Origin of the sequence: Mesorhizobium sp. M1295 (genome assembly GCF_040318135.1) — a bacterium.
GTDB lineage: Bacteria > Pseudomonadota > Alphaproteobacteria > Rhizobiales > Rhizobiaceae > Mesorhizobium.
In genome coordinates this window covers 53,319-73,391 of sequence record NZ_JAMYLU010000017.1, presented here as the reverse complement: position 1 = coordinate 73,391, position 20,073 = coordinate 53,319, and the positions used below count along the sequence as shown (strand labels likewise).

Here is a 20,073-nt window from a genome sequence, read left to right as displayed (position 1 = left end):
GTCGCAGGAGAATCAGGCGGCCTGGTCGATATAAAGGCAGCCCGGCGGCACCGTTTCCAATGCCTTCAGCTTCGGCGAATAGCGATAGAGCGTCGAGCAGTAGGGGCAGACCTTTTCATTGTCGTCGCCCATGTCGAGAAATACATGCGGATGGTCGAAAGGCGGATTGGCGCCGGTGCACATGAATTCCTTGACGCCGATGTCGATTGCCGGATAGCCCGCATCGTTCTGGAAATGGGGAATGGAACCGCCTGCCATCGTCGTCTCCTGATCTTGTCGATTGCATCTGGATCATAACCCGTCTCTTTGCAAGATCGATGAAATGAAACTGTCGCAAAAGCCTGTCAGAGGATAAGTTAAGCCGGTTAACACCGTAATCCGCGGACGGGTGTGAGAAGAGCAGGAACTATGAACGAACTGAAGCCGGTCCAGAACGAATTCATCACCATCGAGGCTGCGAGCCGCGAAGGCGGCAATCCTGACCGCTTCGTCAACCGCGAGTTTTCCTGGCTGCAATTCAATCGGCGCGTGCTCGAGGAATCGCTGAACGCCAATCATCCGCTGCTCGAGCGCGTTCGCTTCCTGTCGATATCGGCGGCCAATCTCGACGAGTTCTTCATGGTCCGCGTCGCCGGTCTTGCCGGCCAGGTGCGCGAGGGCATCGTGCTGAAGAGCCCGGACGGGCGCACCCCCGAGCAGCAGCTCGAACAATTGCTGCGCGAGGTCGAGCGCCTGCAGGAGGACCAGCAGAACAGCCTTTCGGCGCTGATGCTGCAGCTCAACAAGGAAGGCATCGAGAGCATCACCCGCGATGCGCTGACCAAGGACGAGAAGACCTGGCTCGAGGACCATTTCCAGGAGCAGGTGTTTCCGGTCCTGACGCCGCTGTCGATCGACCCAGCGCATCCGTTTCCGTTCATTCCCAATCTCGGTTTCTCGATGGCGCTGCAATTGCGCCACCGCAAGAACGGCGAGGAAATGAGCGCGCTTTTGCGCCTGCCGGTAGCGCTGAGGCGCTTCATCCGCTTGCCGGATCGCAAGCATCACGTCCGCTTCGTTCCGCTCGAAGAGGCGGTCAGTCTCTACATCGGCAAGCTGTTCCCCGGCTATGAGGTCAAGGGCTCCGGCACGTTCCGCATCATCCGCGACAGCGATATCGAGGTCGAGGAAGAATCCGAAGATCTGGTGCGGCTGTTCGAGACGGCGCTGAAGCGTCGCCGCCGCGGCTCGGTCATCCGGATCGAGTTCGACAGGCTGATGCCGTCCGAATTGCGCGACTTCGTCGCCGGCGAGCTTGGCGTCTCGGCCAGCCGCATCAGCGTGCTTACCGGGCCGCTGGCGCTTAGCCAGATCTCGGAGATCGTCGCCGTCGCTCGCGACGATCTGAAGTTCACGCCCTACAATCCGCGCTTCCCGGAGCGCATCCGCGAGCATGGTGGCGATTGCTTTGCCGCCATCCGCGAGAAGGACATCATCGTCCACCACCCCTACGAATCCTTCGACGTGGTGGTGCAGTTCCTGCGCCAGGCGATGGCCGATCAGGAAGTGGTGGCGATCAAGCAGACGCTCTACCGCACCTCCAACGACAGCCCGATCGTGCGGGCTTTGGTCGACGCCGCCGAGGCCGGCAAGTCGGTGACGGCGCTGGTCGAGCTCAAGGCGCGCTTCGACGAGGAGGCCAACATCCGCTGGGCGCGCGACCTCGAGCGCGCCGGAGTCCAGGTCGTCTTCGGCTTTCTCGAGCTGAAGACCCACGCGAAAATGTCGCTGGTGGTGCGGCGCGAGGATGGCAGGCTACGCAATTACGTGCATCTCGGCACCGGCAATTACCACCCGGTCACCGCGCGCATCTACACCGACCTGTCCTTCTTCACCACCGATCCGACGATCGCGCGCGATGTCGCGCAATTGTTCAATTTCATCACCGGCTATGCCGAGCCGGCCGAGCAGATGCGGCTGGCCATATCGCCGTTCACGCTGCGCAACCGCATCCTCAAGCATATTTCGGACGAGATCGGCCACGCGCTGGATGGCAGGCCGGCTCGCATCTGGATGAAGATGAATGCGCTGGTCGATCCGATCATCATCGATGCGCTCTACGATGCCAGCCGCGCCGGCGTCGAGATCGATCTCGTCGTGCGCGGCATCTGCTGCCTGAGACCGCAGGTGCCGGGCCTGTCGGAGAACATAAGGGTGAAGTCGATCGTCGGCCGCTTCCTCGAGCACAGCCGCATCTACTGCTTCGGCAACGGCCACGGCCTGCCCTCGGACGGGGCGATCGTCTACATCTCCTCGGCCGATTTGATGCCGCGCAATCTCGACCGCCGCGTCGAGACCATGGTGCCGATCACCAATCCAACTGTGCATGAACAGGTGCTCGGCCAGATCATGCTCGGCAACATCATGGACAACCAGCAAAGTTTCGACGTATTGGCTGACGGAACCTCCCGGCGCGTTGTGCTGGAGGAGGGCGAGGAACCGTTCAACGCGCAGGAATATTTCATGACCAATCCGAGCCTGTCCGGACGGGGCGATGCGTTGAAGTCGCATGCGCCCAAGCGCATCGCGCAGTTTAAGCGCCGCAAGAAACAGAACGCAGCGACGGGCTGATGATTTCAGCGTCCCAGGGCCGGCTTCAGGACCGCCGACCGCTGTCCATCATCGATATCGGGTCGAACTCGATCCGTCTTGTCATCTATGAAGGGCTGGCGCGCTCGCCGACCTTGCTGTTCAACGAAAAGATGCTCGCCGGCCTCGGCCGCGGCATCGTTTCGACCGGAAAGCTCGATCCCGAGGCGGTGACGCGCTCGATGGAAGAGTTCCGCCGTTTCCGCGCGCTCTCCGACCAGGCCGGCGCCGAGCGCATGTATGTGTTGGCGACCGCCGCCGCCCGTGAGGCGGTCAACGGCCCCGACTTCATCCACCGCGCCGAGGATGTACTCAAGACCGAGATCCAGGTGCTGAGCGGCCGCGAGGAAGCCCATTATTCGGCGCTCGGCGTCATCTCCGGTTTCCACCCGGCCAACGGCATCGCCGGCGATCTTGGCGGCGGCAGCCTCGAACTGATCGATATCGACGGCGAGGCGATCGGTGACGGCATCACCCTGCCGTTGGGCGGCTTGCGCCTGCAGGACATGGCGAAGAACTCGCTGACCCAGGCGGCAAAGATCACGCGCGAGCAACTGGCGCGGGCGAAATTGCTGAAGGGCGGACAGGGCAGGGCCTTCTACACGGTCGGCGGCACCTGGCGAAACCTCGCCCGTCTGCACATGGAAATGACCAACTACCCGCTCGGCGTCATGCACCATTACGAGATCGGCATCGAAAGCGCCGCGAGCTTCCTCCGGCAGGTCGCCAAAGCCGAGATCGATAAGGTCAAGGGCATCGAGGGCGTCTCCAAGAACCGCCGCTCGCTGCTGCCCTACGGCGCCATCGTGCTGCAGGAGATCATGGCGGCGATGCAGCCGTCGAAGATCATCGTGTCGGCGCTGGGCGTGCGCGAGGGCTTTCTCTATTCGCTGCTCGACAAGGCCGAACAGAAAGCCGATCCGCTGATCTCGGCGGCGGAAGAGCTTGCCCGCCTGCGCTCGCGATCGGTCGACCACGCGCATGAGCTTGTCGAATGGACCGGTAAGGCCTTCGCTGCCTTCGGCATCGACGAAACCAGGGATGAGGCGCGCTACCGCCACGCCGCCTGCCTGCTTGCCGATATCGGCTGGCGCGCCCATCCCGAATATCGCGGCAAGCAATCGCTCAACATCATCGCCCACGCCTCGTTCATCGGCGTCGACCATCCCGGCCGCGCCTTCCTGGCGCTTGTCAGCCTGTTTCGCCACGAGGGCGTGTTCAATGAAGCCGCTCCGGAAATCCGCGGGCTGGCGACACCGCGCTATCTCGAACGCGCCAGGGTATTGGCGGCGCTGCTGCGCGTCGTCTATTTGCTGAGCGCGGCAATGCCCGGCGTCATGCCGCGACTGAAATGGGAAAACCGCGGCAATGGCGTGCTGGCGCTGGTGCTGCCGGCAGCGCTGGCCGATCTTTACGGCGAGCGGCCGGCCGGCCGGCTGGCACAGCTGGCAAGGGTCACCAATCGTCGGCTGGTGCTGGGGGTCGAGGGCGGCTCCAGTATTTCAGTGAAGTAGTTTCAGGCACGACGCCAATTGCATGTGGCAATTCGCTGCGAGCTCCACGCTTGGGAGAAGATCGTGAAATCCAGTCAAATCCTGCTGCTGCTGCTTTCCATCCTGCCATTGTTGATTTTCGACGCGGCCAGAGCTCAGACGGTTTCCAAGGTTTCCGTTGCTGCAAAAGGCGCGTTTGAGTTTGAGAAGAGTTATCCAAAAGCCGCAGACGGAAAAACACCGTTCAATTTGCTCAAAGGTTTTTTAGAACCTAAAAATGGGCAAAAGATAAATTATTTTGTATTTAGAATAACCGACGAAATGATCAAATTTCAAAGATCGATTTCGATGAACACGTTTTATGCGGACGTTAATCTCTGTCCTACCGCTGTCGATCGAACCGTGTCCGTTCATCAGCCCCTCGGCAACTTTCTTGAGCCTATCGTGGGCCGAACCGACCTGTTGCCATACGTTAAGAGGGCAAGCCTGATCCAATTGCGCAACTACCTGTATGTCGCGATTGACAGCAATCTTCGGAGCTACTCCCCCAAGGGCGCAGATCAATATGGATATGAATGGCTGCCGATCGCGGTGGAAAGCAGACAGGTTTGCCTGACCATCAGCGTCGGTCGAATGGGGCATGGCGCCTTTCTCTCTCAGCCCATAAACATAACCAGGCTTGCGGAGTTCGTCTTTCTCGACAGCAAATGAGCCGAGCCGGGCGGCACCTTAGCCAGTCCCTGCAGCCATCCGGCCGTCGGCCGACCATGCACCCGCGCCAGCCATCGCCAGCGCCAGAAAACCGCCTGATATCGCGATGTCCTTCATCAGCATCTGCGAATGCATGAAGGTCAGCGTCGGATCGCCGCCGCCTTGGCCGTAATGACCGATGAAGGCGGTCGCGATGCAGAAGGCGGCAAGCAGCAGCGCCACGATCGGCGTCTTGAAGCCGACGAGGATGAGCAGCCCGCCGATCAGCTCGAACAGCCCCGTGCCCCAGGCAGCGAGCGTCGGCAGCGGCAGGCCGAGGCCGGCGAAATAGCCTGATGTGCCGGCGATGTCGGCAAGCGCGTGGAAGCCGGATGGCACGAACAGCGCGGCGAGCAGCAGCCGGGAAAGCAAGAGCAGCGCATTGCGAGGCATGGTCTCCTCCGATATCGGCGGCCGATCCTAGCAGAGTTCCAGCCAGCAGATATAAACCGACAACGAAAAAGGGGCGCGGAAAATTCCGTGCCCCTTTGTTCAGGAAATGCCGGATCTGGTTCAGCCCCGCTTGGCGTCGATCGAATAGGCGCCTGGACCCGCGGAGGCGAGCACGAGGAAGCCGCCGGCAATACCGAGGTTCTTCATGAAATTGATCATCTGCATCTGATCGGCCCAGCCGGTGTGGGCGACCAATGCGGTGGCGACGGTGAAGATCGCCATCACCCAGCCGATGATCCGGGTCTGGAAGCCGACGAGGATGGCGAGGCCGCCAAGCAGTTCGATCAGGCCGACGACAATGGCGGTCACCATCGGCAGCGGCAGGCCTAGGCTGCCGAAATAGCCGGCGGTGCCGGCAATCGCCGTCAGCTTACCGAAACCGGAAAGCAGGAAGATGACAGAAAGCAGGATGCGGCCGAGCAGGATCGTGCCCGAGGCGCTGGAGGTGCTGCCGGAACCGGCAAACGAAGTGTTGGTGGACGTGTTGGTGGACATGCGTAACTCTCCAGAAGGGTTTGGCCAAACGACTTGGGATAGACGTCCAGTTAGCGCATGCCGACTGTTCACCAAAGACGTCAGATTGGTTACGGATTGTTCACCGAGGTAACGTTTTCGCGATCACCTTACCCTGGATGCGTCATGTCCTCCGGCCGCACCAGCCGCTCATAGTCGGCTTCGCTGACCAGCCCGGTGGCCAGCGCTTCCTCGCGCAGCGTGGTGCCGTTCTTATGCGCCGCTTTGGCGATCTTGGCGGCGTTGTCGTAGCCGATCGTCGGCGCAAGCGCCGTCACCAGCATCAGCGAACGGTCGAGCGCCGCCTTGATGTTGTCTTCGCGGGCCTCGATGCCGACGACGCAATTGTCGGTGAAGGACACCGAAGCGTCGGCCAGCAGTTGTACCGATTGCAGGAAACAATAGGCCATCAGCGGATTGTAGACGTTGAGCTCGAAATGGCCCTGACTGCCGGCGAAGCTGATCGCCGCATTGTTGCCGAACACCTGCACGCAAACCTGTGTCATCGCCTCGCATTGGGTCGGATTGACCTTGCCAGGCATGATCGACGAGCCCGGTTCGTTTTCCGGCAGCGACAATTCGCCGAGGCCCGAACGCGGGCCGGAGCCGAGCAGGCGGATGTCGTTGGCGATCTTGAACAGCGCCGCCGCGCAGGCATTGATGGCGCCGTGCGAGAACACCATGGAATCATGGGCGGCCAGCGCCTCGAACTTGTTCGGCGCAGTGACGAAATCGATGCCGGTGATCGCGGCGATGCGCGCCGCCACCTTTTCGGCAAAACCGACCGGCGCGTTGAGACCGGTGCCGACCGCGGTGCCGCCTTGCGCCAATTCCTGCAGGCCGGGCAGGGTCATTTCGATGCGCTTGATCGACGAGGCGACCTGCGCCGCATAGCCGGAGAACTCCTGGCCGAGCGTCAGCGGCGTCGCGTCCTGGGTGTGGGTGCGGCCGATCTTGACGATGTGGGCGAAAGCCCTGGTCTTGGCCTCGAGTGCCGCATGCAAATGTCTCAGCGCCGGCAGCAGGTCGTGGATGATGCGCTCGGCGCAGGCGATGTGCATGGCCGTCGGATAGGTGTCGTTCGACGACTGGCTCATATTGACGTGGTCGTTTGGGTGCACCGGCTTCTTCGAGCCCATGATGCCGCCCAAAAGCTCGATCGCCCGGTTGGAGATCACCTCATTGGCGTTCATGTTGGACTGGGTGCCCGAGCCGGTCTGCCAGACGACCAGCGGGAAATGCTCGTTGAGCTTGCCGTCGATGACCTCCTGGGAGGCTTCGATGATGGCCTTGCCGATCGCCGGATCGAGTCGCTTCAGCTCCATATTGGCTTCGGCGGCGGCCCGCTTGACGATGCCCAGCGCCCGCACGATCGACGCCGGCTGTTTCTCCCAGCCGATCTTGAAATTGGCAAGTGAACGCTGCGCCTGCGCGCCCCAGTAACGGTCGGCGGCGACCTCGATGGGACCGAACGTGTCGGTTTCGGTTCTGGTCTCTGGCGCGCTCACGAAGTCTCTCCGGGTTGCAAATTTGCAAACGGCGTATCGCGTTGCACAAATGCCTTCAAGCGGAGATTGCGGACGATGGGGATGCAAATCGGTTGAAGCAGCGCCTTTTCCTTCTCGCAAGGGGAGAAGGGAGAGCGCGCGCTCCTCACCCCGCCGTGTACCCTCCATCCACTGCAAAGATGCCGCCGCTGGTCCACGCCGCTTCGTCGCTGGCGAGATAGACCGCGATGCCGGCAAGATCGCTGGTTCGGCCGATGCGGCCGAGCGGGTAGCTGCGCTCGACATAGGCCTTGAGCTCGGCCTGCGCGGCTTCCGGCAGGTTTTCGATCGACCTGCGCCGCATTGCGGTGTCGACCGTGCCGGGCGCGATGGCATTGACCCTTATGCCGCGCGGCCCGAGCTCGAAGGCGAGCGACTTGGTCAGCGAATTGAGCGCGCCCTTCGACAGCGAATAGAGGCTGGACGGCCGCTTCGGGATCATCTTGTGCGCAAAATAGGATGAGATGTTGATGACCGATGCCCCGCCCGGCGCGAGATGCGGCAACAGTCGCTGGGTGAGGAAGAATACAGCCGTGACGTTGAGCGCGAACGACTGCTGGAACTGGTCCTCGCTGACGGTCTCGAACGGCGCCAGGAACGCCACGCCGGCATTGTTGACGAGGATGTCGAGAGGTGGGCCGCACCTGGCATGCTCGACCACGGCGTCGATGCCGGCGCTGGCCGACAGGTCTGCCGACAGCGTTTCGACGCCGTCCCCGAGCTGCTTGCGGGCGGCGTCGAGTTTTTTGCCGTCGCGGCCGACGATCAGCACGTCCGCGCCTTCGCGCAAAAACGCCTCGGCGATTGCCAGCCCGATCCCGTCCGAGCCGCCGGTGACCAGTGCCCGTTTGCCGCCCAGTCTCATCCAACACTCCCGCGCAATGCCGTCTTGTCTGACAAGGAGAGCAGCGCCGTTGGCAACTGTGGTCAAGCCGCCAGCCTATCCTACAGTATGAACTTCGGCTGTCGGGCACGATGGTCTATTCGGCAGCGGCTGCATCGCGCCGAACAGCCAGGCGGGTAGCGACAAACTCCTTGACGTGATGAATGGCCTGTTCACGCGTGACGCTGCCGGGCTGCAGGCCAAGCCGCAACCATAGCCCGTCGATCAGGGCGGTGACGCCGAAGGCGATCTCGTCAGCATCGGGCGCCGGCATCAGACCGCGCAGGCCGGACAGCAGGTTGGAGCGCATGCGCGCATGGATCACCTTCTGGATGCGGGCCAGCTTTTCGTCGCGCGGCACCTCCGCGCAAAGCGAAAGCCAGGCATGGCAGAGGGACGGCTGGAAAAGATGCGGCTCGAAATTGCCTTCGATGATGGCATCTATCCGTTGCATTGGGGTGCGCGCCTGCTTCAGCCGCTCGACCACTGCATGACGCAGCACCAGGTTCGACTCGCGCATGGCGTGCTCGAACAGTTCCCGCTTGCTGTTGAAATAATGCAGCACGATGCCCTTCGACGCGCCGGCCTGTGCCGCCACTTTTTCTATGGTGGCGCCAGCTATGCCTTCGCGCTGAAGCACGGCAAAGGCGGCTTGCCGCAGCTCTTTGCGGCGTATGTCGCTGAGGCGCTTGAGTTTCACGGGCCGGATCCATGCATCGAAAACCGACGTTGACATTTTCGTCCGCCGAGATCAAGAATTGACCGGTGGGACAATATAAGGACCGAATGGTCAACACCGTTGGTGAAATGAGGAGAACCGAAATGCTTCGTAGCCTTGGAATAGGCGCCTCGCTCTGGGTCCTGCTGGCGACCCAGCCGGTCTTTGCGGCTGAACCTGAACAATGCAAGGTCGTGCGCATGGCCGAGCCTGGATGGAACGACCTTGCCTTCACCACCGGCGTCACCAGCGTCTTGCTCGATGCGCTCGGCTACAAACCAGCAAGCTCGCTTCTGGGCATCAACGTCATCTATGAATCCTTGAAGAACAATGATTTGGACGTGTTCCTTGGCTATTGGGATCCGGCGATGATCACCTATTACGAGCCCTATAAGAAGGACGGCTCGGTAGACGATGTGCGCGTCAATCTCGTCGGCGCCAAATACACCTTTGCCGTGCCGACTTACGTCTGGGAGGCCGGCGTCAAGGATTTTGCCGACCTGCAAAAGTTCGCCGACAAGTTCGGCAGGAAGATGTATGGCATCGAGCCGGGCTCGAACCAGCTGATGATGGACGCCATCGCCGATAAGTCGCTGGGCCTCGATGGCTGGCAGGTCGTCGAATCGAGTGAAGCCGGCATGCTTTCCGAGGTCGGCTACGAGATCAAGGAAAAGCGCTTCATCGTCTTCCAGGGTTGGGCGCCGCATCCAATGAACACGATGTACGACTTCAAATATCTGAGCGGCGGCGACAAGTTCTATGGCCCGAACTTCGGCGCCGCGACGGTGACGACGCAGGTGCGCAAGGGCTATCTGCAGCAATGCCCGAATGTCGGGCAGTTGCTGAAGAACCTCGCCTTCGACATCGATTTCGAAAATCTCGGCATGGGCTATCTCATCAATGACGGCCTGAAGCCTGAGGAAGCCGGCCTGAAGGCCATCAAAGGGAATCCGGATAGGCTCGGCGCTTGGCTTGCCGGTGTCACCACATTCGATGGCAAGCCCGCGCTCGACGCGGTCAAGCAGCAGCTCGGCCTTTGATATCGGTCGATCAGGCTGGCTGGAACGGCCGCAAGCGCAAGGTCGGTGCCGGCTGCACTGAAACGGCCTGCGTCGAAATCGCCGGGCAGGAGCCCGCGCTGGTGCTGGTGCACGGCTTCTCCGACACGAGCCGCAGCTTCTCCTTGCTGGCGCCGCATCTCGCCGGGCGCCGGCTTATCATCCCAGACCTGCGCGGGCATGGCGCCTCGCCGGCCGGGACACGCGGCTTCGCGTCAGCGGATTTCGCGGAAGATGTGGTGAGTTTGATCGAGCGGTTGCGCCTCGAGCGGCCGGTTCTGGTCGGGCATTCCTTGGGCAGTATGGTGGCGATCGAGGCAGCAGCGCGCTATCCCGAGATGATTGGCGGCCTGGTGCTGATGGCCGGAACGGTGCGGCCGCAGATCGGTGAGGATCACCCGATGACCATTGGTGTGCGGGCACTTCGAGACCCGATATCGCCGGCCGATCCGTTCTATGACTATTGGCATGCCTGCGAGGCCGAGGTTCCAGCGGACTTCCTGACCATGGTTGCAAAGGAGGCGTCAGCCATGCCGGCGGCACTTTGGCGAGCAATCCTGGAGCAGGTTCGGCGCGTCGATCTTACCGACAAGGCGCGTACGCTGCGCCTGCCGGCGCTTGTCATTGCTGGCGGGCGCGACCTGCTCTTCGACGAAACGCACCAACAGCGGCTCCTCGAAGAAATCCCTGCCGCGGAGTTCGTGGGCGCGGCGCGGTGCGGGCATAACCCGCACTGGGAGGATCCGGCATTGGTCGCGGCAGCCATCGCCCGATATTTCAAGGTCCGGAGTAAAGCTGGATCCCAGTCGACGGCCGACGCGACCGGCAGTCCGGGCTGAGAGCAGTCATGAACCTTTCCGAATATGTGGCGTTGGATGCCGTCGCCCTGGCCGGGCACGTTCGTTCGGGCGAACTGTCCGTTGTCGAGGTCGTCGAGGCGGCTATCGAAGCAATCCAAAGCATCAATCCCGCCATCAATGCCGTGACACTGATCGATGCGGACCGGGCGCTTTCCGCGGCGGCAAGCTGCAACCGGCACGCCGCACTCGCCGGCATTCCTTTCCTGGTCAAGGACACCGGCGTGAATGTGCGGGAGTGGCCGACGACGCACTCGTCGCTCTACTTCAAGGATGCCGCGCCGAAACCCGACAGCGAGATCGTCCGGCGATGGCGGGCCGCCGGTCTGATCTTGCTGGGCAAGACAAACACGCCTGAATTCGCCAATGACTTCGTCACCGAACCCAGCTTTCGCGGCCCCACCTTGAACCCTTGGGATCTTTCGCTGACGGCGGGCGGCTCAAGCGGTGGAGCTGCTGCCGCGGTGGCAAGCGGCATGGTGGCGGTCGCCCACGGTTCCGATATCGGCGGCTCGATCCGGGTGCCGGCTGCCTGTTGCGGCGTGTTCGGCATGAAGCCGTCGCGCGGACTCACGCCTGTCGGCCCCTGTCGAGGTCAGGTCGGCGCCGGGCTCTACGCCGACAACGTCCTGTCCCGCACCGTTCGCGACAGCGCCGCCATGCTGGACATAACTGCCGGTCCAGAACAAGGAGCGCCTTACTCCGTGTCAAAATCGGTGCCGTCCTACCTGGACTGGCTGTCTTCGCCCGGCGAGCATCTGCGCGTCGCGTGCCTGGCGCACCGGCCGGATGGCGCGCCGGTCGCGCCCGAGATCGAGGAAAAATTACGTCAAGCCATGGTCCTCCTCGAGGATATGGGGCACGAGGTCACACAGGCGCGTTTCCCGCGGGAAGGCAGCGCCGAAGCGGACTGGAGCATCTTCTGGATGTCGGAGGTCGCGCGGCTGGTTGACGAGCGCGCCGACGAGATCGGGCGGATGCCGGGGGCCGGCGAAATCGAAAGCCTCAGTCGTCACGCGCTCGACTGTTTTCGACGGTCCTCGGCCGCCGACTATCTCAGGGCGCAGGACCATGTGCACAGCGCTTCGCTGGCGATGGCGAGGGCGTTCGATGCGTTCGACCTGATCATGACGCCGACCACGGCCGGCCTGCCGCCCCGGCTTGGCGCCATCCATGGCGATGGTGCTCTCTTTGATTACGAGGCTTGGGCGAGCCGGGCTTACGGCTTTGCGCCTTTCACGGAAATCTTCAACGTCACCGGCCAACCGGCCGCCAGCCTGCCGCTGTTCCAGTCGAAAGGCGGCCTGCCGATTGGCATCCAGCTCATTGGCCGCAAGAACGAGGATCACCGTCTGCTGCGCGTTTCCCTTGACCTGGAGCAGGCAACCGCATGGACGGCGCGTTACCAGGCGATCCATGCCAGACACTTTCAGGCATGAACCAGGAGGCTCCGGCGACGTAGGAGGCGTCGACGATGTTGGTTCATACCGAAATTGGGTGCTGCCCGAGCAGCGATCGCGCCGTCGGTAACAGACGCAAAACCTCCGCGGGCCTGGCGAATTCCCGTTGTACGGTCTGCTGAAGCGCCTGCCAGTCTGGGGAGGCGGCCAAGGCCGCCTCGTGGCGGGTATGCGCCTCGGCGCTGTCGAAACCCGTGACGCTGATGAAGACGTTTTCGCTGGCCCGCACCGGCAGCCGCGGAAAGCTGTTTTCGGCATGCTCGGTGACGAAGGCGGCGAGCGGTTGTCCGCCAAGTGCGGCAAGAACCGGAAGAGCCCCGGTCTGGAAATCCCTGGCGAAGCCGGCTTCGAGGCCCGGTCGCAAATGATGAATCCTGATGACAACAATTGCCTGCAAAGCACTGCTTGTGCTTGGTTCTTCGAGATCCGTCTGGGGTACTCGTTGCGATCCCGAGAGGTCGAAGCCGGCGCCCGGCCAAGCCGGTTTCAGCAGCAGCACGTCGTCGGAATCGATCATCGTGGCGTTGGCGGCGTTGCGCCAGGCCGCCCAGACCGGCCCGTCATAGAAGGCGGCCAGCGCATGCTTCCGCGCGATCATGCCGTCGAAGCCGCGCAACCAGACGAACATATCTGGCCGGTCGAGGTCGCGGAACTGGCCGATGATGGTCATCCCCGCGGTTTCCTGGCCCTCGATCAAATGATTGTCGAAGATGCCGATCAGCGTCTCGCGTCGGCCAGGTTTCAGCGTGTATTGCCGAAGTTCGACGACGGGCGAGGCGAGCAGATCGGATTTAGGCGCGGCATTCAAAGGCAGGTTCATCGCTCGATCTCAAAAACAGGATAGTCATCCTGTTTTATAAAACAGACCGGTTGTCCTGTTTTGTCAATCTGCTATCGTGTGGAAATGTCAGCAGAGACCACAGCCCGCCCAAAGGCGCGGGCTAAAAAACGCACCAATGACCCCGAAGGCATGCGCAAAAAGGTGCTCGATGTCGCCGAAGAGGCGTTTCAGGCACGCGGCTATCACGCCTCCAGCATGGGCGACTTGATGGCGACGGCGGGCGTCACCGGCGGCGCGCTGCACCACCATTTCGCGACCAAGAAGGCGCTGGCGCTAGCAGTCATCGAAGAGCGGGTCGCCGCCGCCGTCGAGGAGACCTGGATCGCGCCAGTGCGGAGGGCCGGCTCGGCGCGGGAGGGCGTGCGCGCCGTGTTCGCGGCCGTCGCGGCGGAGCTGGAGCAGCAGGGATTCGTGCGCGGCTGCCCGCTCAACAATCTGGCGCACGAACTGTCGCTTGCCGATCCGGATTTCCGCATTGCCCTTGCCGACATTTTTTCGGCCTGGCGTCAGGCGATTGCCGACAAGATCAGGGCCGACCAGCAGGCGGGCCGGGAGCAGGGCACCGATCCGCAGCGCTTCGCAGCGCTCGCCGTCGCCACCTATTCCGGCGCCATGTCGATGGCCAAGACCGCACAGGACACAAGAGTGCTGCGCGACTGCCTGATGGCCTTGGAACAGGGAGTCACGAGGCGACGTCGCAGGATACTCCACAAAGCCCCTTGACGCCGGCAGGACAGAGGCGCCGCCGTCGCTCACTATGACCGAGGTGGGGAGGCCGAGCTCTTAATTCGGCAGCGGCTTGATCAGCTCGTAGCCGACCACGCTTTCGGCGCTGGTGCCCTCGTCATAGCGCCTGGCCACAACTGCCTGCAAGTCGGGTGCGTAAAGCGCGGTAAACTCGTCCCGCGTCTCGCCGGCCTCGCTCCTGATCGTCTGCTTGACCGCGAGCACGGAGTATTTGCATTCACCCAGGCTGAACGTCTCCTTGCCCTTGACGTTGATCTCCAGCGTCTCGGTGCCCTTCGGCGGCTTGTTCGGTGCGAGGCGGGCAAACACGATCTTGTTCTTAGCCCCCGCCTTCAGCGGGAACACCTTCCTGAGATCGGAAAACGGGATCATCGCCAGCTGCCCCGTGCTGCTGTCGCGAAACACCTCGATCAGTCCGCCGAACAGGTACTGCGACTGCGGCGATTGCGACTGGTATTTGTTGGCAACGGCCACCATTCCGCCCGCTGCCGGTCGAAATTCGCTGTGGATGCCAGGCCTTTCGAGAATGAAGCCGGCCTTGGCCGATTTGACGTCGATGCACTCGGCGCCATGCGCTGCGCTCGTCACCGCCAGAATGGCCATTGTCATGCCGATGGATGCAGTTTTCATGCCGTCCTCCTCTGCCCGCGCAAGTTGAATGCCGAAAGCAATGCCAGACCTGGGAGAACGTGTCGACATACTTTGCGAGCAACTGGACTGCCGATCCGCGTCGTGCTGAATTTTAGCGCATGATGCATCGCATTCCCGCCCTACCGGTTTCTCGGCGCAGCTTCCTGATGCAGGCAGCGGCCGTTGCCGCGGCCGGCGCCGTTTCGCGCCCGGCCTTCGGCCAGACCGGGCAGCGCATCCCGCCGATCGACGCCACCTTCCTGTTTATCGCTGATGTCCATGCCTGCCGAATGGCGAACGGATTGAGCCCGCATTGCGAGCAGGAGGGCAAGACCGACGCTGCCTTGCTGCGCAACGTCGCCGCACTCAACGGCGTCGGTGACAGACAATGGCCGGCTGAAATCGAAGGCGTTGCCACCGGCCTGCGCTCGACGGGCAACATCGGCACGCCGCTCGGCCTCGTCGTCGGCGGCGACATCACCGATGACGGCGGCGGCCAGATCACCCAGCCCAGCGAGGGCACGCAGCTGCTTCAGTTCAGCCAGCGCTACCAGCAGGGCGTCGGCCCCGACCGTGTGCACATGCCCGTCTATGTCGGCCTCGGCAACCACGACCTCGACCAGAACGGCCCGCGCTCGCATGTCGACTGGTACCGCCGCGAAATGCGCGACTATGTCGAGGTCAACCACCGCCCCGGCGTGTTCTTCAAGCCGCCTGCGCCGGCGACCGACTACGACGTCGAGACCGACTGCTATTCATGGGATTGGGGCGGTCTGCATCTTGTCCAGACGCACCGTTTTGCCGGCGATACCGGCCACGGCGCCGCCAACAGCCTGCCATGGCTGAAGCAGGATCTGGCGACCTATGCCGGCGACGGCCGCCCGGTCATCCTGTTCCAGCATTATGGCTGGGATACTTTTTCGATCGAAAGATGGGACGCCGCCGAGAGAACCTTCGACGACAGCGGCACGGGTCCGCCGCATTGGTGGAGCGAAGTCGACAGGCAGGCGCTGCTGGCCGTGCTGAAAGGCTACAATGTCGTCGGCATCTTCCATGGCCACCAGCACGCAACGCCGATGATCTACCGCCGTGACGGGCTCGACTTGTTCAAACCGAAGGCCGCCTTCATGGGCGGCTTTGCCTTGGCGCGGGTGACCGGAAACAGCATGGATGTGGTGCTGGGCGAAGCCGCCGGAAATCATGGCGAGGTCACCTTCACCAATGCATACAGCAAAAGCCTGACTTTCTTACGGTAAGAGAGGGCGCAAAAAAGGCGGCCGAGCCACCTTTTTCCTGGTTCGCGAAGGGGGCCAGTGTCAAAGCGCCTTCTTCACCTTGTCCTTCACGTCGCCGTAAGCCTTCTGCATCTTGCCGGTCGCCTTGTCGACGTCGCCTTCGGCCTCGGTGCGCCTGTTGCCGGTGGCCTTGCCGGCGGCCTGCTTGACCGAGCCCTTGGCTTGCTTGGCAACGCCTGCCACCTGATCCTTGTTCACCATCGCGCATCTCCTGGAGTTCGGGAGTTTTATTTGCGAGGCAAACGGTCAGGCACCGCTTCGGTTCCATGCATCGCCGGACAACCGGTTGCACCCGGCGCGGTAATGCGGCTAGGCTCTGCCCCGGGGGGATTTCGATGCGTTTTCGCCTTGCCTGTGCCGTTGCGACGTCCATGCTTTTGGCAGGCTGCGTCGCCGATGATGTCGGGCCGATCAACGTCTTTACGCCCGAAGCCGGCAGGCCGTCGCCGGCTTTCATTCCAGATCCGGGCGACGACGGCTCGACTGTGCTCGGCCTCGCCTTCTCCGGTGGCGGCACCCGGGCCGCGGCCTTCTCCTACGGCGTTCTGCGGGCGCTGGACGACATCGTCATCGACGAGCAGCCGCGGCGGCGCACGCTGGTCGATGACATCAGGATGATTTCCGGTGCATCAGGCGGCGCGGTGACTGCCGCCTATTTCGCCTACAAGGGCGAGGACGGCTACCGCGACTTTCGCGAACGGTTCCTGATCCAGAATGCTGAGGCCGACCTTCGAACAAGGTTGTCGCCGTTCAACCTTGTCCGCGCCTACTATGGCGGCGTCAATGACCGCAGCGGTTTTGCCAAATGGCTGAACGACAATCTCTTCGACGATGCGACATTCGAGGCGTTCGCCAAGCCGGACCGGCCCATCATCTGGATCAACGCGTCCGATATCTATAACCGCACGCCATTTCTGTTCAGCTACGACACTTTCGCGGCGCTTTGTAGCGATCTCGACAAGATGCGGTTGGCTGATGCGGTCGCGGCTTCCGCTGCCGTGCCGGTGGTCTTCGCGCCGATCGTGGTTTCCGCCACCAGCCCGGATTGCGGCTACCGCAGGCCGCAATGGTTGAGCCGGGCACTGGCCGATCACAATGCCTCGATCAGGCTCAAGGCCTATGCCAGCGCGCTCGATTCCTATCAAAACGCCGATCCCCTCGACTATGTGAAATTGCTGGACGGTGGTCTGACCGATAATCTCGGCGTCACCGGCTTTACCCTGGAGCGCTCCGCCGCCGGCACCCCCTATGGTCCGCTGTCGCCGGCCGCCGCTGTCCGGTTGAGGACGCTGCTTTTCATCGTTGCCGACGCCGGCGCCGACAACGACGTGAGCTGGGCCAAGTCTATCCACGGACCGCGGCTTAGCGAGTTGCTCGACGCCGTGACGAGCACCACCATGGCGGCCGCGGTGCGCGACGAAGCCGACGCACTGAAGCTGGCCGTCTCGCAATGGCGCGGTGAATTGGTCCGCTACCGCTGTGCTTTGCCGACCTCGACCGTGGCTGCCTATCGCGGCTCGACTGCCGGCTGGGATTGCCGCGATGTTGAACTCGTGGTCCAATATCTGTCCTTTGCCGACCTCGACCAGGCGACACAGGCCAAGCTGAACGCTGTCCCGACGCGGCTGAAATTGCCGGTCGATCAGGTCGACCTCACCATCGCGGCCGGTCGCGAGGCGCTGCTGGTCAATACGGATATCACCAAGGCGGTCGCCGCCATCCGCGCTCGCGCCGGCGTCACGCCGGGGGCACAATTGGCCGCGGCACAAGCAAACTGAGCCGCTGGGCTCGACACGGAGAGACCATCTTGGCTGAATTCACGCTCTTCATCGGCAACAAATGCTTCTCGTCCTGGTCACTGAGGCCATGGCTGGCGATGAAGCATCTGGAGATACCGTTCGAGGAAGGTTTTGTGCGCCTGCGCACGCCCGAGACCGCCGCCAATCTGGCCAGGATATCGCCGACCGGCCAGGTGCCGGTGCTGAACCATCGGCTGCCGAATGGCGAGATCCGGATCGTCTGGGAAACCCTTGCCATCCTTGAATATCTTGCCGACCTGTTTCCCGACAAGAAGCTCTGGCCGGCCGATATCGGCGCTCGCGCGCACGCCCGCTCGGCGGCGACAGAGATGCATTCCGGCTTTCGCGAGGTCCGCTATGGCTGGCCGATGAATTTGCGCCGGCCAAAAGGCCACAAGCCGCTCGACGCCGAAGGTGAGGCGCAACGGGCGCGCATCGAGGATCTGTGGCGGCAATGCCGGGAAAAATACGGCAAAGGCGGGCCGTTCCTGTTTGGCCATTTCACCGCGGCCGACGCCATGTACGCGCCGGTCGTCACCCGCTTCGACACCTATGGCGGCACGCTGGCGCCCGACACCCGCGCCTATGTCGATGCCGTGCTTTCGATGCCGGCGATGCGCCACTGGTATGCGGAGGCGGCGAAGGAGCCATGGCCGGAGCCCGGCCCCGACGAATGAGCCGAGCAACCGGCGAGCTGGTCTTCCACTTCGCGGCCCGCGGCCTATCTGAAGATCGGGCAGGGGCTTTGGAGACTTCACAATGACAGCTGTTTCTTCCGCACTGGCCGGCAAGGTCGCGCTTGTCACCGGCGCCTCGTCGGGCATCGGCGAGGCAACCGCTGTGGCGCTGGCGGCCGCCGGGGCAAAGGTGGCGATTGCCGCCCGCCGCGCCGATCGCCTCGAAGCGCTGGCCGCGCGTATCGAAAAGGCCGGCGGCACGGCACTCCGTATCGCGGCCGACGTCACCAGCAACGACGATGTCACCGCCATGGTCGACAAGGTTGTCGCCGAATGGGGCCGCCTCGACATCCTCGTCAACAATGCCGGGGTGATGCTTCTGTCGCCGGCCGCCGAGGCGGTGCTCGATGACTGGCGCCGCATGGTCGAGCTCAACCTGCTGGCGCTGATGGGTGTCACCAAAGCGGCGCTGCCGCATCTCAGGGCCGCCAAGGGTCACATCGTCAATGTCTCGTCGGTCGCCGGCCGCGTCGCCAATCCCGGCGCCAGCGGCTATGCCGCAACCAAGTTCGGCGTCGTCGGCTTTTCCGAATCGCTGCGCCGCGAAGTCTACTCCGACAAGGTTCGCGGCACCGTCATCGAACCCGGCCTGGTGCGCACCGAGCTCGGCGACCATATCACCAATCCGGCGGCGAAGACTGGGCTCGACCAGCGGCTCGCCGCCATGGAGGCGCTGGCCGCCGAGGACATCGCCGCGGCCATTCTCTACGCCGTGAGCCAGCCGGCGCACGTCAACGTCAACGAGATCGTCATCCGCCCGACCGACCAGGAACGGTGAATGACGTCGGATCGTTTCGTTAGACTTCGAATCCCGCCCGCAGGAAATCGCCACACTCCTCGACCAGCCGGGACGGGTCCCTCGCAAGGTAGACGCCGAAATCCGCCATCGGCGCCGGCGGCAGGTTGAAGCGTCCGTTGAGGCTTTGGCAGTCGGGCGGCAGTCCTTCCTGCAGCAGAAGGCCGATGCCAAGCCCGGCCCTCAGCGCCGAGATCAGCGTCGCGAAAGTCGACACGCGGCAGCCGATCTTCCAGCCGAGCCCGGCCTCGGCGAGCGAGGCCAGCATTCTGTCCTGCCAGGAGCAGGCGCCTTCGAAGATGACCAGCGGAAGCTCGACCTCGTCATCGATCTCGATCATGCGGCTTGCCGCCCAGACCAGCTGTCGTGACAGATGACCTCGCGGCGCCTTTGTGAAGCGCGCCGGATCGGCCATGACGATGTCGCATTTTCCTTCGCCCAGCGACTTGCTGAGATCGGCGCTGCTGGCCGATGTCAGCTCGATCTCCACGGAAGGATGCCGGCGGCGGAAGTCGGCAATGATCAGCGGCAGCCGTGTCACCGCCAAATCCTCGATGATGCCCAGCCGGACACGGCCGACCAGCCTGCGGCCTTCTATCTCGCGCCTGGCATCGTCGCCGATCGCGATGGCCTTGCGGGCGAAGGCGAGCAGGATCTCGCCGGCCTCGGTCAGCGTCACGCCGCGCGGCGAACGGCGCAGCAGCTCGGCGCCGACTTCACCCTCGAGGCGCTGAAGCTGCATGCTCACCGCCGCCTGGGTGCGGGCAAGTCGATCGGCCGCCCGGCTCACCGTTCCCGTATCGGCCACGGTGACGAAGGCGCGCAGCAGCCTGACGTCGATATCTCCAGTCATAAGAATTCCTGATAG

At 63.0% G+C, this 20,073-nt stretch carries 21 protein-coding genes; 11 read left to right on the top strand and 10 right to left on the bottom strand.

Annotation, left to right across the window (positions count from 1 at the left end; translation table 11 throughout):
- Window positions 1-12: 12 nt before the first annotated feature.
- Window positions 13-258, bottom strand: coding sequence for a zinc-finger domain-containing protein (locus NKH29_RS22470; RefSeq protein WP_023722726.1), 246 nt, complete (start codon window positions 256-258; stop codon window positions 13-15).
- Between the two features lie 150 nt (window positions 259-408).
- Between NKH29_RS22470 and NKH29_RS22465 the strand changes: the two genes are divergently transcribed.
- From NKH29_RS22465 to NKH29_RS22455, 3 genes are all read left to right on the top strand, one after another.
- Window positions 409-2,610: an RNA degradosome polyphosphate kinase gene (locus NKH29_RS22465; RefSeq protein WP_352495566.1), complete on the top strand. Its 2,202-nt coding sequence runs from the start codon at window positions 409-411 to the stop codon at window positions 2,608-2,610.
- Window positions 2,610-4,142 (top strand): exopolyphosphatase, encoded by a 1,533-nt coding sequence (ppx, locus tag NKH29_RS22460; RefSeq protein WP_353000603.1) that lies wholly within the window; start codon window positions 2,610-2,612, stop codon window positions 4,140-4,142. The genes NKH29_RS22465 and ppx overlap by 1 nt, the downstream gene beginning before the upstream one ends.
- 63 nt (window positions 4,143-4,205) lie before the next feature.
- Window positions 4,206-4,832: a hypothetical protein gene (locus NKH29_RS22455; RefSeq protein WP_353000601.1), complete on the top strand. Its 627-nt coding sequence runs from the start codon at window positions 4,206-4,208 to the stop codon at window positions 4,830-4,832.
- Between the two features lie 18 nt (window positions 4,833-4,850).
- Here the strand turns inward: NKH29_RS22455 and NKH29_RS22450 are convergent, their stop codons facing one another.
- The 5 genes from NKH29_RS22450 to betI form a co-directional block, all read right to left on the bottom strand.
- Window positions 4,851-5,264, bottom strand: a complete 414-nt coding sequence (locus NKH29_RS22450) for a DoxX family protein (protein WP_353000600.1) — start codon at window positions 5,262-5,264, stop codon at window positions 4,851-4,853.
- Window positions 5,265-5,384: 120 nt separating this feature from the next.
- Window positions 5,385-5,819 carry a DoxX family protein gene (locus NKH29_RS22445; RefSeq protein ID WP_353000598.1) on the bottom strand — a complete coding sequence of 145 codons (435 nt, stop codon included), beginning with the start codon at window positions 5,817-5,819 and terminating at the stop codon, window positions 5,385-5,387.
- A 128-nt stretch (window positions 5,820-5,947) separates the two neighbouring features.
- Window positions 5,948-7,345, bottom strand: a complete 1,398-nt coding sequence (gene fumC, locus NKH29_RS22440; RefSeq protein ID WP_023722732.1) for a class II fumarate hydratase — start codon at window positions 7,343-7,345, stop codon at window positions 5,948-5,950.
- Between the two features lie 145 nt (window positions 7,346-7,490).
- Window positions 7,491-8,249, bottom strand: a complete 759-nt coding sequence (locus tag NKH29_RS22435; protein ID WP_352481760.1) for an SDR family NAD(P)-dependent oxidoreductase — start codon at window positions 8,247-8,249, stop codon at window positions 7,491-7,493.
- A gap of 115 nt (window positions 8,250-8,364) precedes the next feature.
- A complete protein-coding gene (gene betI / locus NKH29_RS22430) occupies window positions 8,365-8,967 on the bottom strand; it encodes a choline-binding transcriptional repressor BetI (RefSeq protein ID WP_031195249.1) in 603 nt (200 codons plus the stop codon).
- Between the two features lie 122 nt (window positions 8,968-9,089).
- Between betI and choX the strand changes: the two genes are divergently transcribed.
- From choX to NKH29_RS22415, 3 genes are read left to right on the top strand one after another with little or no spacing between them, the layout of a single operon-like run.
- Entirely contained in the window at window positions 9,090-10,025 is a 936-nt protein-coding gene (choX, locus tag NKH29_RS22425) for a choline ABC transporter substrate-binding protein (RefSeq protein ID WP_031195251.1), read from the top strand.
- Window positions 10,022-10,882: an alpha/beta fold hydrolase gene (locus tag NKH29_RS22420; RefSeq protein ID WP_023722736.1), complete on the top strand. Its 861-nt coding sequence runs from the start codon at window positions 10,022-10,024 to the stop codon at window positions 10,880-10,882. Before choX ends, NKH29_RS22420 begins: the two co-directional genes overlap by 4 nt.
- A gap of 8 nt (window positions 10,883-10,890) precedes the next feature.
- Window positions 10,891-12,339: an amidase gene (locus NKH29_RS22415; protein WP_352481758.1), complete on the top strand. Its 1,449-nt coding sequence runs from the start codon at window positions 10,891-10,893 to the stop codon at window positions 12,337-12,339.
- 43 nt (window positions 12,340-12,382) lie between these two features.
- Here the strand turns inward: NKH29_RS22415 and NKH29_RS22410 are convergent, their stop codons facing one another.
- Window positions 12,383-13,180 carry an NIPSNAP family protein gene (locus NKH29_RS22410; RefSeq protein ID WP_352481757.1) on the bottom strand — a complete coding sequence of 266 codons (798 nt, stop codon included), beginning with the start codon at window positions 13,178-13,180 and terminating at the stop codon, window positions 12,383-12,385.
- 150 nt (window positions 13,181-13,330) lie between these two features.
- Here NKH29_RS22410 and NKH29_RS22405 point away from each other — a divergent pair, with 150 nt between their 5' ends.
- On the top strand, window positions 13,331-13,924 hold the full coding sequence (locus NKH29_RS22405; protein ID WP_023722739.1) for an LmrA/YxaF family transcription factor: 594 nt from the start codon (window positions 13,331-13,333) through the stop codon (window positions 13,922-13,924).
- 60 nt (window positions 13,925-13,984) lie between these two features.
- On the opposite strand, the gene NKH29_RS22400 is transcribed toward NKH29_RS22405, so the two are convergent.
- A complete protein-coding gene (locus NKH29_RS22400) occupies window positions 13,985-14,578 on the bottom strand; it encodes a hypothetical protein (RefSeq protein WP_023722740.1) in 594 nt (197 codons plus the stop codon).
- A 119-nt stretch (window positions 14,579-14,697) separates the two neighbouring features.
- Here NKH29_RS22400 and NKH29_RS22395 point away from each other — a divergent pair, with 119 nt between their 5' ends.
- The gene (locus NKH29_RS22395) at window positions 14,698-15,834 is read left to right on the top strand and encodes a metallophosphoesterase (protein WP_352481755.1); all 1,137 of its coding nucleotides are present in this window, start codon (window positions 14,698-14,700) and stop codon (window positions 15,832-15,834) included.
- 60 nt (window positions 15,835-15,894) lie between these two features.
- Here the strand turns inward: NKH29_RS22395 and NKH29_RS22390 are convergent, their stop codons facing one another.
- Window positions 15,895-16,074, bottom strand: a complete 180-nt coding sequence (locus tag NKH29_RS22390; RefSeq protein ID WP_352481754.1) for a CsbD family protein — start codon at window positions 16,072-16,074, stop codon at window positions 15,895-15,897.
- 134 nt (window positions 16,075-16,208) lie between these two features.
- Here NKH29_RS22390 and NKH29_RS22385 point away from each other — a divergent pair, with 134 nt between their 5' ends.
- From NKH29_RS22385 to NKH29_RS22375, 3 genes are all read left to right on the top strand, one after another.
- A complete protein-coding gene (locus NKH29_RS22385) occupies window positions 16,209-17,651 on the top strand; it encodes a patatin-like phospholipase family protein (RefSeq protein ID WP_353000596.1) in 1,443 nt (480 codons plus the stop codon).
- Window positions 17,652-17,680: 29 nt separating this feature from the next.
- Window positions 17,681-18,349 carry a glutathione S-transferase family protein gene (locus tag NKH29_RS22380; protein WP_023722744.1) on the top strand — a complete coding sequence of 223 codons (669 nt, stop codon included), beginning with the start codon at window positions 17,681-17,683 and terminating at the stop codon, window positions 18,347-18,349.
- Window positions 18,350-18,431: 82 nt separating this feature from the next.
- Window positions 18,432-19,187, top strand: coding sequence for an SDR family NAD(P)-dependent oxidoreductase (locus NKH29_RS22375; RefSeq protein WP_353000595.1), 756 nt, complete (start codon window positions 18,432-18,434; stop codon window positions 19,185-19,187).
- Between the two features lie 19 nt (window positions 19,188-19,206).
- Here the strand turns inward: NKH29_RS22375 and NKH29_RS22370 are convergent, their stop codons facing one another.
- Window positions 19,207-20,058 (bottom strand): LysR family transcriptional regulator, encoded by an 852-nt coding sequence (locus NKH29_RS22370; RefSeq protein WP_352481751.1) that lies wholly within the window; start codon window positions 20,056-20,058, stop codon window positions 19,207-19,209.
- Window positions 20,059-20,073: the final 15 nt, after the last annotated feature.